The sequence below is a fragment of the Leifsonia sp. 2TAF2 genome (assembly GCF_052115085.1).
Taxonomy (GTDB): domain Bacteria; phylum Actinomycetota; class Actinomycetes; order Actinomycetales; family Microbacteriaceae; genus Leifsonia.
Window position 1 is genome coordinate 1,285,645 of record NZ_JBFRFY010000001.1, and the last position, 15,596, is coordinate 1,301,240.

Annotated in this window: 13 protein-coding genes; 10 read left to right on the top strand and 3 right to left on the bottom strand. The window is 70.7% G+C overall.

All coding sequences use genetic code 11. The annotated features are described in order from the left end of the window. Positions 1–17: 17 nt before the first annotated feature. Entirely contained in the window at positions 18–2,624 is a 2,607-nt protein-coding gene (locus tag AB4Z18_RS06165) for a penicillin acylase family protein (protein WP_441781809.1), read from the bottom strand. Positions 2,625–2,700: 76 nt separating this feature from the next. Continuing rightward, positions 2,701–3,324, bottom strand: coding sequence for an SACE_7040 family transcriptional regulator (locus tag AB4Z18_RS06170; RefSeq protein ID WP_441781810.1), 624 nt, complete (start codon positions 3,322–3,324; stop codon positions 2,701–2,703). Positions 3,325–3,444: 120 nt separating this feature from the next. On the opposite strand from AB4Z18_RS06170, the gene AB4Z18_RS06175 reads away from it, so the two are divergent. The 8 genes from AB4Z18_RS06175 to AB4Z18_RS06210 all read left to right on the top strand — a co-directional run bounded on the left by AB4Z18_RS06175 (position 3,445) and on the right by AB4Z18_RS06210 (position 12,662). After that, positions 3,445–5,052 (top strand): carboxyl transferase domain-containing protein, encoded by a 1,608-nt coding sequence (locus tag AB4Z18_RS06175; RefSeq protein WP_441781811.1) that lies wholly within the window; start codon positions 3,445–3,447, stop codon positions 5,050–5,052. Beyond that, positions 5,049–7,235: an ATP-binding protein gene (locus AB4Z18_RS06180; RefSeq protein ID WP_441781812.1), complete on the top strand. Its 2,187-nt coding sequence runs from the start codon at positions 5,049–5,051 to the stop codon at positions 7,233–7,235. The genes AB4Z18_RS06175 and AB4Z18_RS06180 overlap by 4 nt, the downstream gene beginning before the upstream one ends. Continuing rightward, entirely contained in the window at positions 7,232–8,464 is a 1,233-nt protein-coding gene (locus AB4Z18_RS06185) for an acyl-CoA dehydrogenase family protein (RefSeq protein WP_441781813.1), read from the top strand. Before AB4Z18_RS06180 ends, AB4Z18_RS06185 begins: the two co-directional genes overlap by 4 nt. A 106-nt stretch (positions 8,465–8,570) precedes the next feature. Further along, complete coding sequence (locus tag AB4Z18_RS06190) at positions 8,571–9,341, top strand: CoA transferase subunit A (RefSeq protein ID WP_441781814.1); 771 nt, start codon at positions 8,571–8,573, stop codon at positions 9,339–9,341. Continuing rightward, the gene (locus AB4Z18_RS06195) at positions 9,338–9,985 is read left to right on the top strand and encodes a CoA transferase subunit B (protein WP_441781815.1); all 648 of its coding nucleotides are present in this window, start codon (positions 9,338–9,340) and stop codon (positions 9,983–9,985) included. Before AB4Z18_RS06190 ends, AB4Z18_RS06195 begins: the two co-directional genes overlap by 4 nt. Next, a complete protein-coding gene (locus AB4Z18_RS06200; protein WP_441781816.1) occupies positions 9,982–10,530 on the top strand; it encodes a MaoC family dehydratase in 549 nt (182 codons plus the stop codon). Before AB4Z18_RS06195 ends, AB4Z18_RS06200 begins: the two co-directional genes overlap by 4 nt. Then, on the top strand, positions 10,527–11,348 hold the full coding sequence (locus AB4Z18_RS06205; protein ID WP_441781817.1) for an HpcH/HpaI aldolase/citrate lyase family protein: 822 nt from the start codon (positions 10,527–10,529) through the stop codon (positions 11,346–11,348). Before AB4Z18_RS06200 ends, AB4Z18_RS06205 begins: the two co-directional genes overlap by 4 nt. A gap of 147 nt (positions 11,349–11,495) precedes the next feature. Beyond that, positions 11,496–12,662, top strand: a complete 1,167-nt coding sequence (locus tag AB4Z18_RS06210) for an aldo/keto reductase (protein ID WP_441781818.1) — start codon at positions 11,496–11,498, stop codon at positions 12,660–12,662. A gap of 159 nt (positions 12,663–12,821) precedes the next feature. Here the strand turns inward: AB4Z18_RS06210 and AB4Z18_RS06215 are convergent, their stop codons facing one another. Then, positions 12,822–13,406 carry a TetR/AcrR family transcriptional regulator gene (locus AB4Z18_RS06215; protein ID WP_441781819.1) on the bottom strand — a complete coding sequence of 195 codons (585 nt, stop codon included), beginning with the start codon at positions 13,404–13,406 and terminating at the stop codon, positions 12,822–12,824. Positions 13,407–13,589: 183 nt separating this feature from the next. On the opposite strand from AB4Z18_RS06215, the gene AB4Z18_RS06220 reads away from it, so the two are divergent. Continuing rightward, positions 13,590–14,948, top strand: a complete 1,359-nt coding sequence (locus tag AB4Z18_RS06220) for a M16 family metallopeptidase (RefSeq protein WP_441781820.1) — start codon at positions 13,590–13,592, stop codon at positions 14,946–14,948. Between the two features lie 36 nt (positions 14,949–14,984). Then, positions 14,985–15,587 carry a histidine phosphatase family protein gene (locus tag AB4Z18_RS06225; protein ID WP_441781821.1) on the top strand — a complete coding sequence of 201 codons (603 nt, stop codon included), beginning with the start codon at positions 14,985–14,987 and terminating at the stop codon, positions 15,585–15,587. Positions 15,588–15,596: the final 9 nt, after the last annotated feature.

Genomic DNA, 15,596 nt, shown 5'->3' on the forward strand with positions numbered 1-15,596 from the left:
CCGCGTCGCTGACGACGTCAGCGGGGCGGGCGCAGGGTGAGCGTCTGGATCGCGGCGTGGCGCACGGCCGCGGCGGTGAAGGGCCACGGGCGGGTCTTCCCGGTGGCCCAGAGGTCCGTCTGGTCGGTGTAGTGAGCGTCGAACGCGTGGCCGGACGCGCCGGTGAGGTTCACCCAGGTGCTCGCATCGAAGCGGCTGAGGTCGACGACCATCCGCATCGACGGCAGGCGCGAGACCGCGTAGCCGACCGAGGCGTCCCATCCGGTGGCATCTACGACGGCGGAGCCCCCGCCGACGTGCCAGGGTCCCCGGTTGAACAGCCACTCGATCGGCGCGACACCCGACTCCCCGAGGCTGGCGTTCTTCAGCGTCAGCGTGTGGATGCGGTCCCAGCGCCACGACGAGGTATCGTCGCCGAGCAGTTTCCGCGCGCTACCCCAGGCCCGGTCGGCCGCGTAGGCGAGCATCGAGTCGCGGTCCGAGGTGCCCAGGTCCGAGTCCGCCCACCACGAGGAGTCGGGCTGCGAGAGCAGTGAGCCCACGACGGAGAACCAGCGGTCGCCGCCCGTCGGCGCCGTCGCGACGGGGAGCTTGCGGCCGAACATGTCGTGCAGGAGCTCCTTCCAGAACACGGCGAAGTACGCAGCGGCGGCGCTGTCGGCGTCGTCGCGGTAGTCCCAGTTCTCGAGGAGCCGAGCGGCCCGCTGCAGGTCGGCGGACGCGTCCGGCTTGTCGGCCACCGCCTGCAGCACCGGGACGAGGGCGGCGGCGTTGGCGTCGTAGGTGTCCGATTGGATGGCCGACATGTCCTTCGCGGTCACCTTCTTCCCGGCGCCGAACAGACCGCTGAGCCGCGCCTCGATCTGGTTCGCGCGGTAGCCGAGGTCCCAGTCCGCGGTGATGAGCTGCGGGAACCCGGGCCCGACCGCCGCATTGTTGGCCGTGACGATATAGCCGGCGGGCGGGTCGAACACCGACGGAAGCTGGTCGAAGGGGATGGTCCCGGTCCAGGCGTACTGACTGCTCCAGCCGGGCATCGGGATCGTGCCGTCGCCTCCGGTCCGCGTCGGGATGAGGCCGGGCGCCTGATAGCCGATGTGCCCATCCACGTCGGCGTAGACGAGGTTCTGCGACGGCACCTGGAACTGCTGGGCGGCCGCGCGGAAGGCGGTCCAGTCGCGTGCGGCGTCGAAGGCGAAGATGGCGTTCGCGGTCGTGCCCGGTGTCAGGGCCGTCCACGCGAGCGAGATCTGGAACTTCTGCGCGGGGATGCCGAGCTTCCCGGCCTGGTCTTTCGCGATCCTCGCGTAGGCGTCGCCGATGTCCGTCACGATGGGGCCGTGCAGCGTCGAGCGGACGGTGATGGTCACATCCGCACCGCCGGCGACGTGGATACGCTCGGTGCGCTTCTGAAGCGGCACCTGCTTGCCGTCGTACTCGTAGGTGTTGCCGGTGACCTTCTCGACGAACAGGTCGGCGACGTCGGGCCCGAGGTTGGTGAAACCCCAGGAGATGCGGTCGTTGTGCCCGATGACGATGCCCGGGAAGCCGGAGAAGCTGAACCCGGCGACGTCGAACGGACACTTCGGGCCGACGGTCGTGCAGTGCAGTCCCATTTGGTACCAGACAGAGGGCAGGGCGGCGCCGAGGTGCGGGTCGTTCGCCAGCAACGGTTTGCCGCTCGCGGTGTGCGCTCCGCCGACGACCCACGAGTTGGAGCCGATGCCGTCGCCCGCGGGCCCCATCAGCTGGGGGAGTGCTTCGACGCTGGCGGCGAGTTGCTCGAGCCCGGAGGCATACTGCGCGGGGTCGACGGCGGCCGAGGCGCTGTCCTCCCCGCTGCCCGAGGACGCGACCGCGCCCGGCTGCGCATCCGGCGTCACCGTCCGCGGGCTCCCACCACCGAGGTCGGTGATCGTCGGGTGGGTCGTGTACGAGTAGCCGGGGTGCAGCTCGGCCACCTGCTCCGGCTTCAGCTTGGTGGCCAGCAGCGCGCGATCGACCTCCTCTTCGAGGTTGGACCGGAGGTCCCACGCCATCGCCTTCAGCCAGGCGACCGAGTCGGCGGGGGTCCACGGCTGCGGCTTGTACGACGGATTCTGCAGCCCGAGCACCGCATATTCGAGCGACAGCTCGGCGCCGGAGTGCTGTTTCAGGTACGCGTTCACGCCGTCGGCGTAGTCCTGGTAGTACCGCAGGGACGTCGGATCGAGCAGCTTCACCTCCTGCTCGGCGACGCGGCGCCAGCCGAGGGTGCGGATGAAGGTGTCCGTCGGAACCTGGCTCGCGCCGAACATTTCGGAGAGCCGGCCGGACGTGACATGACGGCGGAAGTCCATCTCCCAGAAGCGGTCCTGCGCGTGCACGTATCCCTGCGCCCGGAACAGGTCGTCGGCGGTGGAGGCGTACAGCTGGGGGACGCCCGCGTCGTCGCGGTACACCGTGACCGGCTGCGTGAGGCCGGGGACGTCGACCGAGCCGGAGGTCTGCGGAAAGGAGCGCGTGACGGTCCAGACGCCGATGCCGCCCGCGACGACGACGAGCACGAGAAGAACGGCGACCACTCCGCCGATCACCCGCAGGACCCGATGGTGCCGTCTGAGTCGGGGGGTGTCGTCGCCCACGTCACTCCTTCGCCGGGTCGGGGTACGCCGTCTTCTGGACACTATCCCATGGGCCCGACGACGGTGCGGGTGCTGTTCAGGGCGCGGTGAGCGCGGCCCAGGCCATCCGCTCGAGCACCGGACGCACCGCGTCGGACGCGACCTGGTGCGTGCCGACGCGGGCGGTGTACGGCGTGGAGTTCAGGAGGCCGAACGTTCCCTGCACCCGCACGCGGAGTTCGTCGTCGGCGAGCCGGGGATGCAGTGCTCCGAGCTCGCGCATCCACACCTCCACGTAGCGCCGCTGCAGCCGGCGCACCTGGCGGCGGGCGCTGTCGGTGAGGGAGTCGAGGTCGCGGTCCTGGACGCGGATGGTATCCGGCTCGCCGAGTGCGAAGTCGATGTGGAAGCCGATCAGGGACTGCAGGGCCGCGTCGGCGTCAACCGCCGTCCGCTCCACGGACTCGCCGCCGGCGAGGAGGCGCTCGCTGACCCCGACGAGGAGCGCTTCGAGCACGGCCTGCTTGGAGGCGAAGTGCCGGTAGACCGCCGGCCCGCTGACGCCGACCGCAGCTCCCAGGTCTTCGATCGAGACACCGTTGAAGCCGCGCTCGGCGAACAGCCCGGCGGCCGCTTCGAGCAGGGCGGCGCGACGGTCGGCTTTCGCCTGACTGCGCTGCGTCGGGCGCTCGAGCGGAGCGGCTGGGTCGAGCTGAGTCATCGTCCTCGATGGGGTGTCGGCCGGTTTCCGGCGGTGCTGGACTTTTCGGTTAGTGAACACTAACCTAAAAATCGAGTTAGTGACCACTAACCGAATGTCGACGACGACACACGGAGCAGCATGCCGACCCTGACCAGCGAGGCGTCCGCCACGGACGCCCGGTTCGAGCAGAACGACGCCGCCCAGCGCGAGCTCGTCGCCGACCTGCGGCGACGGCTCGCCGTGGCGGCCGCGGGCGGTCCGGAGCGTGCTCGCGAGCGGCATGTCGCGCGCGGCAAGCTCCTCCCGCGCGACCGCATCGACGCGCTGCTCGACGAGGGCAGCCCGTTCCTCGAACTCGCCCCGCTGGCAGCGACCGGGATGTACGACGACGAGAGCCCGGCCGCCGGGGTCATCGCCGGCATCGGGATGGTCGCGGGGCGCCACGTCATGGTGGTCTGCAACGACGCGACCGTCAAAGGCGGCACGTACTACCCGATGACGGTGAAGAAGCACCTCCGCGCGCAGGAGGTGGCGCTCGAGAACCGCCTCCCGTGCATCTACCTGGTCGACTCGGGCGGCGCCTTCCTGCCGATGCAGGACGAGGTGTTCCCGGATCGCGACCACTTCGGCCGCATCTTCTACAACCAGGCCCGGCTGTCGGCCGCGAAGATTCCGCAGATCGCCGCCGTGCTCGGCTCGTGCACCGCGGGCGGCGCGTACGTGCCCGCGATGAGCGACGAGACCGTGATCGTGCGCAACCAGGGCACGATCTTCCTCGGCGGACCGCCTCTCGTGAAGGCCGCGATCGGCGAGATCGTCACCGCGGAGGAGCTCGGAGGCGGCGACCTCCACGCCCGCACCTCCGGCGTCGTCGACCACTTGGCGGAGGACGACGAGCACGCGCTCGCCATCGTCCGCGACATCGTCGCGACGCTCCCTGCGCCCGCCGAGCCCGCCTGGACCGTCGCCGAGACGGTGGCACCGGTAGCCGACCCTGAAGAGCTGTACGGGGTCGTCCCCGTGGACGTGCAGGCGCCGTACGACGTGCACGAGGTCATCGCTCGGATCGTCGACGGCAGCGGTTTCCACGAGTTCAAGCCCGAGTACGGGACGACGCTGGTGACCGGTTTCGCCCACATCCACGGGCACCCCGTCGGCATCGTCGCCAACAACGGCGTGCTGTTCAGCGAGTCGGCGCTGAAGGGCGCGCACTTCATCGAGCTGTGCGACCAGCGCGGCATCCCGCTGCTCTTCCTGCAGAACATCTCCGGCTTCATGGTCGGGCGCGACTACGAAGCGGGCGGTATCGCCAAGAACGGCGCCAAGATGGTCACCGCCGTCGCGACGACCCGGGTGCCCAAGCTCACGGTCGTGATCGGCGGCTCGTTCGGCGCGGGCAATTACTCGATGTGCGGCCGTGCGTACTCACCGCGGTTCCTGTGGATGTGGCCCGCCGCCCGCATCTCGGTGATGGGCGGCCAGCAGGCATCCAGTGTGCTCGCGACCGTCAAGCGTGACCAGCTGGAGGCGCGCGGCGAGGAGTGGTCCGCCTCCGACGAGGACGCGTTCCGGGCGCCGATCACGGCGCAGTACGAAGAACAGGGCAACCCGTACTACTCCACAGCGCGGCTGTGGGACGACGGCGTGATCGACCCCGCGGACACCCGCACGGTGCTCGGGCTCGCGCTCGACGTCGTCTCCCGTTCTCCGCTCCCCGACACGGCCTTCGGCCTCTTCCGGATGTGATCGCCGTGACCTCGGCCCCCGTTACCCCAGCCCCCTTCCGCACCGTGCTCGTCGCCAACCGCGGCGAGATCGCCTGCCGCGTCATCCGCACGCTGCAGCGCCTCGGCATCCGCTCGGTGGCCGTCTACAGTGACGCCGACCGGGACGCGCCGCACGTCGCGCTCGCCGACGTCGCGGTCCGGCTCGGCCCCGCCTCCGCGCGCGAGAGCTATCTGAACGTCGACGCGATTCTGGATGTGGCCCGCCGCACCGGCGCGGAGGCCGTGCACCCGGGCTACGGGTTCCTGTCCGAGAATCCGGCGCTCGCCGAGGCGTGCGAACGGGCCGGCATCGTCTTCGTCGGCCCGGGCGTGCACGCGCTCGAGGTGATGGGCGACAAGATCACCGCGAAGCACGCGGTCGCCGAGCACGACGTCCCCACCATCCCGGGCATCGCCGAGCCGGGGCTGAGCGACGACGACCTCGTCGCGGCCGCCGAGCGCATCGGCTTCCCGGTGCTGGTGAAGCCCTCGGCGGGCGGCGGCGGCAAGGGGATGCAGTCGGTGCACGTGGCCGCGGACCTGCCGGAGGCGCTGCGCGCCGCCCGGCGCGTGGCCGCCGCGGCCTTCGGAGACGACACGCTGTTCCTGGAGCGCCTGGTCACATCCCCTCGCCACATCGAAGTGCAGGTGCTGGCCGACCGCCACGGCGGCATCGTCCACCTGGGGGAGCGGGAGTGCTCGCTGCAGCGCCGCCACCAGAAGGTGGTCGAGGAGGCGCCGTCGCCGCTGCTGGATGCCGTGACGCGCGAGCGCATCGGCGAAGCGGCCTGCCGCGTCGCTGCCAGCGTGGGCTACGTCGGGGCCGGGACAGTGGAGTTCCTGGTGTCGGCGGACGCGCCGGACGAGTTCTTCTTCATGGAGATGAACACGCGGCTGCAGGTGGAGCATCCTGTCACGGAGCTGGTCACCGCGGTGCGTGGCGTGCGCGGCGTCGACCTCGTCGAGCAGCAGCTGCGCATCGCCGCGGGGGAGCGGCTCCCCTTCGCGCAGACCGACCTGACGTTGCAAGGCCACGCCGTCGAAGCGCGCGTCTACGCCGAGGACCCGGAGCGCGGGTTCCTTCCGGCCGCTGGGCACGTCCTCGCGCTGCGAGAGCCGCGCGGCGAGGGCGTACGGGTCGACAACGGCATCGCGGCGGGCATCCCGATCGTCACCGACTACGACCCGATGCTCGCGAAAGTGATCGCCTGGGGCGAGGACCGGCAGGAGGCGCTCGCACGTCTGCGCGGCGCCCTCAGCGGCACGAGCATCCTCGGTGCCGTCTCCAACATCGCCTGGCTCGTGGGCCTCGTCTCCGACGACGACGTGATCGCCGGGCGAATGGACACGACCCTCATCGACCGGCGCTTCTCGGACCTCGAGCCCGTGCCCGTCACGGAGCAGGAGCTGGTCGCGGCGGCGCTGCTGGCGCACCACGACCGGTGGGCCGAGACGCCCGCCGTCGGTGCGCTGTGGGCGGCGCCGACGGGATGGCGGCTCGACCGGGCGCGTCCGGTGCGCTACGACGTCGACGGTGTGACCGTAACGGTCGACGGGAGTACTGAGGATGCGGTCGTCCGCGTCGTTCGGGAGCCCGCAATTGAGGGCGCCGAGGCGCGTCACGCTTCCCTTAGTCTGCGCGAGCCGGACGCCGCCGGCGAGCCCGCGGTCGCCCTGCTCGACCTCGACGGCGAGACGATCCGCTACGACGTCGCCCGTGAGGGCTCGACCGTCTGGCTCGCCCGCAACGGCCGGTCGCGACCGCTCCGCCTGCGCGACCGCGCCACCCGGCTCGCCGAACGGCTCGCGGCCGTCGACCGCGGGACACTCGCCGCCCATCCCGAGCTCCGCTCGCCCATGCCGGGGACCGTCGTCGCCGTGCCCGTCGAGGCAGGAGCCCGCGTCGAGGCGGGCGACACCGTCGTCGTCGTCGAGGCGATGAAGATGGAGCACCGGCTCGTGGCGCCCGTCGCCGGAACGGTGTCCGTGCACGTCGCACCGGGCGACCTCGTCCGGCTCGACCAGCTCGTCGCCCGTGTCGACGCGGACGAGGACGCATCTATCCCCTCCACCACCGAAGTGCCGCCCCTGCAGGCGGACGCGACGCCGGCACAACCGGCCGCCGCAAGAGAAAAGTCACCACAAGAGACAGGACCCGCATGACCATGCAGATGACCCGACCCGGCACGACCGGCGGACGCGCTGCCGCCGCCGACACCGACATCGCTGGCTTCCAGCTCACCGACGAGCAGCGCCGCCTGCGCGACGAGGTGCGCGACTTCGCCGACACCGTCGTCGCGCCCGCCGCCTACGAGTACGACACCAAGCGCAGCCTCCCGTACGACATCATCGCCGAGATGGGCCGGATGGGCCTGTTCGGCCTGCCCTTCCCGGTCGAGTACGGCGGACAGGGCAAGGATTACCTCTCGCTCTGCCTCGCCGTCGAGCAGCTCGGCCGGGTGGACCAGTCCATCGGCGTCACCCTGGAGGCCGGCGTCGGTCTCGGCGTCATGCCGATCTACCGCAGCGGCACCGAGGAGCAGAAGCAGGAGTGGATGCCGATGCTCGCGCGTGGCGAGGCGCTCGCCGGGTTCGGGCTGACCGAGGCGGAGGCAGGGTCCGACGCGTCCGGCACCAAGACCACGGCGGAGCTCGTCGGCGGCGAGTGGGTGATCAATGGCACGAAGCAGTTCATCACCAACTCCGGCTCCGACATCACGCGGTTGGTCACCATCACCGCCGTGACAGGCGAGTCGACGCGCGCCGACGGCTCGGTGAAGAAGGAGCTCTCGGCCATCATCGTGCCGACCGGAACCCCCGGCTTCGTCGCCGAACCGGTGTACGACAAGGTCGGATGGCACACCTCCGACACGCACCCGCTGACGCTTACCGACGTCCACGTCCCCGAAGCCAACCTGCTGGGGGAGCGCGGCCGCGGCTACGCCAACTTCGTCGAGACGCTCGACGAAGGCCGCGTCGCGTTCGCTGCGCTGTGCACCGGCGCCGCCCAGGGATGCCTTGAGGAGGCCATCCGCTATTCGCAGAGCCGAAACGTGTTCGGGCGGCCGATCGGCTCCAACCAGTACATCGCCTTCAAGATCGCGCGGATGCAGGCCCGGGTGCACACGGCACGGCTCGCGTACTACGACGCCTGCTTCAAGCTGATGGCGGGCAAGCCGTTCAAGCTGGAGGCCTCGATCGCAAAGCTCACTGCGAGCGAGGCCGCCATGGACAACGCTCGGGATGCGACGCAGATCTTCGGCGGCTACGGCTTCCTCAACGAGAATCCCGTCGCCCGGCACTACCGCGACTCGAAGATCCTGGAGATCGGCGAGGGCACCACCGAGGTGCAGCTCATGGTGATCTCCCGCGCCCTGGGCTTCACCGCCTAACCTGAACGCACACGCCGACAGCTCCTGAGTTTTTCGGCCGCCAGGCGGCGTGTCGAGCGAAAAACTCAGGAACTGTTGGCTGAGACCTCGACGAGGAGGAGGACGGATGATCGACAAGACGGTCGCTAGCGCGGCGGAGGCGGTCGCGGACATCCCGGACGGGAGCACGCTCGCCGTCGGGGGTTTCGGGCTGTGCGGCATCCCGAGCGGGCTCATCCAGGCGCTGCTCGACGCGGGCGTCACCGACCTCGAGGTGGTCAGCAACAACTGCGGCGTCGACGACTGGGGGCTGGGGCTGCTGCTCGCCCAGCGGCGCATCCGCAAGATGGTCAGCTCGTACGTCGGCGAGAACAAGGAGTTCGCGCGCCAGTTCCTCTCCGGCGAGCTCGAGGTCGAACTCACGCCGCAGGGTACGCTCGCCGAGAAGCTGCGCGCGGGCGGCGCCGGCATCCCCGCCTTTTACACGCCCGCGGGCGTCGGCACCCAGATCGCAGCAGGCGGCCTACCCCGGCGCTACGCGGCCGACGGCTCGGTCGCGGTCGCCAGCGAGCCGAAGGAGGTGCGCAGATTCGATGACGCCGAGTACGTGCTGGAGCGGTCCCTGCGTCCCGACTTCGCACTGGTGCACGCCGCGAAAGGCGACCGGCACGGCAACCTCGTCTTCCACGCGGCGGCGATGAACTTCAACCCGCTCGCCGCGATGGCCGGCCGCATCACGATCGCCGAGGTGGAGGAGCTGGTCGAGCCGGGCGAGCTCGACGCCGGCGCCGTGCACTGTCCTGGCATCTTCGTCCAGCGCGTCGTGCACGTGCCAGCGGTCGAGAAGCGGATCGAGCGGCGCACGGTCGCGCCCGCAACCGAGGGGAGCGCCCGATGAGCCTGTCACGCACCGAGCTCGCGGCCCGGGTGGCCCGCGAGCTCGAGAACGGCCAGTACGTCAACCTCGGGATCGGGATGCCCACGCTCATCCCGAACTACATCCCGGAGGGCGTCGAGGTCATCCTGCACTCGGAGAACGGTGTGCTCGGCGTCGGTCCGTACCCGGCCGAGGATGCGGTCGATCCCGACCTCATCAACGCGGGCAAAGAGACCGTGACGGTCAACCGCGGCGCCGCCTTCTTCGACTCGTCGCTGTCGTTCGGGATGGTGCGCGGCGGCCACGTCGACCTGGCCGTCCTCGGCGCCATGGAGGTCTCGGAGACCGGCGACCTCGCCAACTGGATGATCCCCGGCAAGATGGTGAAGGGGATGGGCGGAGCGATGGACCTGGTGTTCGGCGCCAAACGCCTCATCGTGATGATGGAGCACGTGGACAAGGGGGGCCGTCCGAAGATCCTCCGCGAGTGCACCCTTCCGCTGACCGGCACGGGATGCGTCGACCGCATCATCACCGACCTCGCCGTCATCGACGTCACGGGCGACGGCCTGGTGCTGCGCGAGGTCGCGCCGGGCGTGACCGTGGACGAGGTGGTCGCCGCGACCGGCGCGCCGCTGCGGGTGGAGTTGGAGGAGGCGGCATGAGGGAGATCGAGCAGCGCGGGCTCTACTACGAGGAGTTCGAGCCGGACACCCGCTACCTGCACCGGCCCGGACGCACCGTGACCGAGGCCGACAACGTCTTCTTCACGACGCTGACCATGAACACGCAGGCGCTGCACCTCGACGCCGCGTGGTCGGCGCGGCAGCCGTTCGGGGAGCGCCTGGTGAACTCGATGTTCACGCTCGCGACGATCGTCGGCGCCTCGGTGACGCAGCTCACGCAGGGCACCATCGTGGCGAACCTGGGCTTCAGCGAGGTCGCCTTTCCGCATCCGCTGCACCACGGCGACACGCTGTACTCGGAGACGGTGGTGCTCGCGAAGCGGCTGTCCGCCTCCCGACCCGGCCAGGGCATCGTGACGCTCGAGCACGCAGGTCGCAACCAGGACGGCGTGGTGGTCGCGACCGCCACGCGCCAGGTCATGGTGTGGTGCCGGGATGCGTCGCCCGCCGGCGCGGTCGACGACCCCGCAGCGGATGCGGACGCCCTCGACCCGGGGGCGTCGGCGCCGGACGGCATCCTGTGACCGGAACCGTCGCTCCGGTCTTCCCGTGGGGTTCGGCCCTGCTGTTCTGCCCGGCCGACCGGCCCGAGCGCTATGCGAAGGCGCTGGAGCGGGCGGATGCAGTGATCATCGACCTGGAGGATGCGGTCGACCCGGCACGCCGCTCCGGGGCGCGGGAGGCGCTCGTCGCCTCCGACCTCGACCCGTCGCGCGTGATCGTACGCGTGAACCCCGCGGGAAGCGACGACCACGACGCCGACGTATCGGCGCTGGCCGCGACGCCGTACCGCGCGGTCATGCTCCCGAAGGCGGAACGGGTCTCGGACCTCGCGGCGCTCGCCGAGTACGACGTGATCCCCCTTTGCGAAACGGCCGCGGGGGTCGTGGCGGCGCCCGCGCTCGCGCAGGCGCCGGGCGTCCTCGCCCTGATGTGGGGTGCGGAGGATCTGGTCGCGTCGCTCGGGGGAACCTCGAGCCGGGATGCGTCCGGCCGCTACCGGGACGTCGCCCGGTATGCGCGCTCGGCGGTGCTCCTGGCGGCCGGTGCGGCCGGTGTGCACGCCGTCGACACGGTCCACCTGGACATCGCGGACCTCGACGGGCTCGCGGCCGAGGCGGAGGATGCGGTGGCCGTCGGGTTCGCCGCGACCGCGTGCATCCATCCCGGTCAGGTGGAGACGATCCGCGCCGCGTACCGGCCGGATCCTGCCGAGGTGGAAGCCGCGCGGACGCTGCTGGCGGCCGCCGAATCGGCGGGCGGGGGAGTGTTCCGCCACGACGGCCGGATGGTCGATGGACCGGTGCTCGCGCACGCCCGAGCGGTGCTCCGCCGTTCGTGATGAAACTGTGACCTAGCTTTCCTCCGAGGTTCACCCGTTTCGTCATTCGCCTGTCGGAGGCGTGTCGTACGCTGCAAGTGTTCAATCAGAAGTTCAGGGTTGTCGAATCGATTCGAGGGCCGGGGAACTCAGGGGAAGGGGGAAGACATGCCACAGCTGCTTCCCCTGCGTCTCCTGGAGACGGTCGGTCTCCGCGCGAGCGCCGAGACGCGTGCCGCGCGGGCCGCGGAACGGCCGAATGCGCCTGGTGCTGGTGCCGGTGCCTTGGGCACTGATGCCCCGCCCGCGAATGCCGACGTCGCGGATCGCGACCTCGCGCGTGCCGGGACGGCCGATCCTCCCACGGGCGTGATCGACATGGACCCGGCGATCGCCACCACCGGACCGCTGTCGATCATCGCGCCCCGTCGCATCGGCGAGAGCGACCTCGCGGTGTACCCGCTGTCGCTCGGTGCCAGCGTCTTCGGCTGGACGGCCGACGGCGATACCTCCCTTGCCATCCTCGATCGCTTCGCCGACCTCGGCGGCAACTTCATCGACACGGCCGACAGCTACGTCGGCGGCCGGAGCGAGGTGCTCATCGGCAAGTGGATGCGCGAGCGCGGCATCCGCGACCGCATGGTCGTCGCGACCAAGGTCGGCCGGCACCAGGAGAACCCGGGCCTCGGCTCCGTCAGCGTCGTACGCGCGGTGGAGGCGTCGCTGGAGCGGCTGCAGACCGACCGCATCGACCTGCTGTACTTCCATGAAGACGACCCGGAGACGCCCCTGGAGGACAGCCTCGCGACAGCCGAGTGGCTGATCGAGAGCGGCAAGGTGCGCTACCTCGCCGCATCCAACTTCACCGCCGACCGCCTGATCGAGGCGCGCATCCTCGCGTCGTCGGGGCTGCCGAAGTTCGTCGCCATCCAGACCCAGTACAACCTGATGCACCGCACCGAGTTCGAGAGCGCGCTACGCATCGTCGCCGCGGCGCAGGGTCTCGCCGTCATGCCGTACTACGCGCTGGCGAACGGGTTCCTGACCGGCAAGTACCGCACCAAGGGTGACCTGACGGCGGGTGCGCGCAGCGTGCGGGCGTCGGCCTACGTGAACCGGCGTGGGCAGCGCGTGCTCGCGGTGCTCGACCGGATCGCCGCGGAGCACTCGGTGGCACCGGCGAGCATTGCGCTCGCGTGGCTGCTCGCCAAGCGCACGATCGCGGCGCCCGTCGCGAGTGCGAGCCGGCCGGAGCAGGTGGACGCCCTCATGGCTGCCGCGGGCATCCGCCTCACGCGCTCGCAGATGCTCGACCTCGACCGCGTCTCCGAGTAGCGTGCGGCGAACCGCTTCGCGGCGCTGCTGCATCTCGTTGACGCAACACGCCGCATCCCGCCCCCGGGTTGACGCAACACGCCGTCGCGAGCCTTCGCGCGACGGCGTGTCGTGTCAACTGGAGCGCCGGCGCTAGCGCATGCGCCGGCGGGAGCGGGGCTACGCCTCGGCGAGGATGCGGTCCAGCGCGCGGTGCAGCGCGGCGCCGGCGGCGACCGGGTCGCCCACGTAGCCGCCCGCGAGCGCGCCGTCGCGGGCGAGGATGAGGTCGTCGGCCGCATCCCCGGGGCGCGGGTGCCCGATCTGGCGGAACAGCTCTTCGATGCGCCCGGCGTACCAGTCGCGGTGCGCCGTGACGGCGACCCGGACGGGGTCCGTCTCGTCGGCGAACTGGGCGGCTGCGTTGATGAACGGGTCGCCGTGGAAGCCCGGGTCGACCGCATCCTGGTTGATCGCGTCGACGAGTGCCCGAGCGATATCGCGCGGGTCGTCGTGCTTGGCCTCCTGCTCGGCGAACCACTCCCGAACCTGGCGGTCGCGGCCCTCGACGTAGGCGATGATCAGGAGGTCCTTCGACCGGTAGTGCTTGTAGAACGTCGCCTTGGTGACGCGCGCGCCGGCGATGATCCGGTCGACGCCGACGGTGTGGATACCCTCTTGATAGAAGAGTTGGTCCGCCGTGGCGAGGATCTTGACCTTCGACGGCGCGGGCGGCCGGATGGTCGCTCGGGCACTTACGACCATCCGGACGACTCCTTCTGCTGGGGAGACCTCAGGGCCTCCTGCGTGTGTTCTGGGGCCACCGGGCTCCGGCGCAGGGGGTGCCGACCCCGGTGGCTCCCATTAGTATACCCGTAGACAGACCAGTCTGTTTGTCCGCAATTTCCCAGACCGGGGCCGGAGTCGGTCTGGCGTAGGGTGGAAGGGATGAACAGCGCAGTCGACCTTCCGCTCGGTATGGCCGACCTCACCTTCGCCGCGTCCGGCGAAGCGCTGGTCCGTCGAACCGTACTCCCGAGCGGCGTCCGCATCCTCAGCGAACAGGTCCCTGGCGCCCGCAGCGCCACGCTCGGCTACTGGGTGGCCGTCGGCTCGAGAGACGAGAGCGAGGGGCACGCCGGACATCCCGGAACGCTCGGCTCGACCCACTTCCTCGAGCATCTCCTCTTCAAAGGCACGAAGACGCGCACCGCGCTCGATATCGCCGTGAGCTTCGACTCGGTCGGCGGCGAGCACAACGCCATGACGGCCAAGGAGTACACCTGCTACTACGCGAAGGTGCAGGACCGCGACCTCGCGATGGCCGTCGAAGTCATCGGCGACATGCTCACCTCGTCGGTGCTCGATCCCGCCGAGTTCGAGAACGAGCGCGGTGTCATCCTCGAAGAGCTGTCGATGGCCGAAGACGACCCGGGTGACGTCGCCAACGAGCGGATGTTCCGTGCGGTCCTCGGGGAGCATCCACTCGGCCGCCCGATCGGCGGCCGCCCGGACACCATCCGCGCCGCCACCCGCGACGGGGTCTGGGAGCACTACCGCGCCAACTACCGCCCGCAGGATCTCGTCGTGACGGCAGCGGGCGCCGTCGACCACGACCTCCTGGTCGCCGGCGTCGAGAGCGCCCTGACGTCGGCCGGTTGGGACCTCGAGCTCGCCGCCGCCCCGGTGGCGCGCCGCGGTTCCACCCCAGCGCCGATCGAGCGCGGCAGCGCCATCGTCACCGTGGAGCGCCCCACCGAGCAGGCGAACCTCCTGATCGGGATGCCGGGCCTCCTCGCCACGGACGAGCGCCGCACCACGATGAGCGTCCTCAACTCCGTCCTCGGTGGCGGGATGTCGAGCCGGCTGTTCCAGGAGGTCCGCGAGCGGCGGGGCCTCGCGTACGCGGTCTACTCCTTCTCCGGCTCCTACTCCGACGCCGGCGTCTTCGGCCTGTATGCAGGATGCGCGCCCGCGAAGGCCCGCCAGGTCGCTGAGCTGATGCTCGACGAGCTGAAGCGACTCGCCTCCGGCGGCGTCACCGCGGACGAGCTGCGCCGCGCCGTCGGCCAGCTCTCCGGCGGCGCCGCGCTCGCCCTCGAGGACTCCGACACCCGCATGTCCCGGCTCGGCCGGGCCGAGATCACCCTCGGCGAGTTCGCCGATCTCGATGAGAGCCTCCGCCGACTGCACCTCGTCACCGCCGACGACGTGCAGGCCCTCGCCGCCGACCTGGCGGCACGGCCGGTCTCCATCGCCGCGGTGGGGACGCTGACCGACGACGTATTCGCCGGTCTCGTCCCCTGACCCGCCTTCCATCCGTTCCACCCTGAAAGGTCCAACGTGCCCCATTACCTCTACCTCGTGCGCCACGGCGAGCAGCAGGATGCCGAGCACGGTCTCCCGGACGGCCCGCTCTCCCCGCGGGGCAAGCGGCAGGCGCAGCTCATCGCCGAGCGGTTGAGCGGCATCCCGTTCACGGCGATGTACCACTCGCCGCTCAACCGGGCGACCGAGACCGCGGCGATCATGGCCGAGCGGATGCCGGCGCTGGTGCCGCAGCCGTCGAGCCTGCTGTTCGACTGCATCCCCTCGGGTCCGACGCCGGACATGCCGAAGGCGTTCGAGTCGTTCTTCGGCCCGGTCACCGAGGCCGAGATCGAGGCGGGGCGCGCACAGATGGAGGACGCGGTCCACGAATTCCTCACGCCCGCGATCGGCGACCGGCACGACCTGCTGGTGACGCACAATTTCGTGATCGGCTGGTTCGTGCGTCACGTGTTCGACGCTCCGGCCTGGCGCTGGCTGGGGCTGAACCAGGCGAACTGCGGGCTCACGATCATCCGGGTGCGATCGGCGAAGCCGCCGGTGCTGGTGGTGCACAACGACCTCGGCCACCTGCCGGTCGAGCTGCGCACGGGCCTCCCCGAACTGCAGCCGGTCTGACGCGCGTCG

Coding starts and splice junctions, on each gene's coding strand:
- AB4Z18_RS06170 (WP_441781810.1), bottom strand. CDS start 3,324: ATGACTCAGCTCGACCCAGCCGCTCCGCTCGAGCGCCCGACGCAGCGC.
- AB4Z18_RS06195 (WP_441781815.1), top strand. CDS start 9,338: ATGAGCCTGTCACGCACCGAGCTCGCGGCCCGGGTGGCCCGCGAGCTC.
- AB4Z18_RS06175 (WP_441781811.1), top strand. CDS start 3,445: ATGCCGACCCTGACCAGCGAGGCGTCCGCCACGGACGCCCGGTTCGAG.
- AB4Z18_RS06220 (WP_441781820.1), top strand. CDS start 13,590: ATGAACAGCGCAGTCGACCTTCCGCTCGGTATGGCCGACCTCACCTTC.
- AB4Z18_RS06190 (WP_441781814.1), top strand. CDS start 8,571: ATGATCGACAAGACGGTCGCTAGCGCGGCGGAGGCGGTCGCGGACATC.
- AB4Z18_RS06210 (WP_441781818.1), top strand. CDS start 11,496: ATGCCACAGCTGCTTCCCCTGCGTCTCCTGGAGACGGTCGGTCTCCGC.
- AB4Z18_RS06200 (WP_441781816.1), top strand. CDS start 9,982: ATGAGGGAGATCGAGCAGCGCGGGCTCTACTACGAGGAGTTCGAGCCG.
- AB4Z18_RS06215 (WP_441781819.1), bottom strand. CDS start 13,406: ATGGTCGTAAGTGCCCGAGCGACCATCCGGCCGCCCGCGCCGTCGAAG.
- AB4Z18_RS06185 (WP_441781813.1), top strand. CDS start 7,232: ATGACCATGCAGATGACCCGACCCGGCACGACCGGCGGACGCGCTGCC.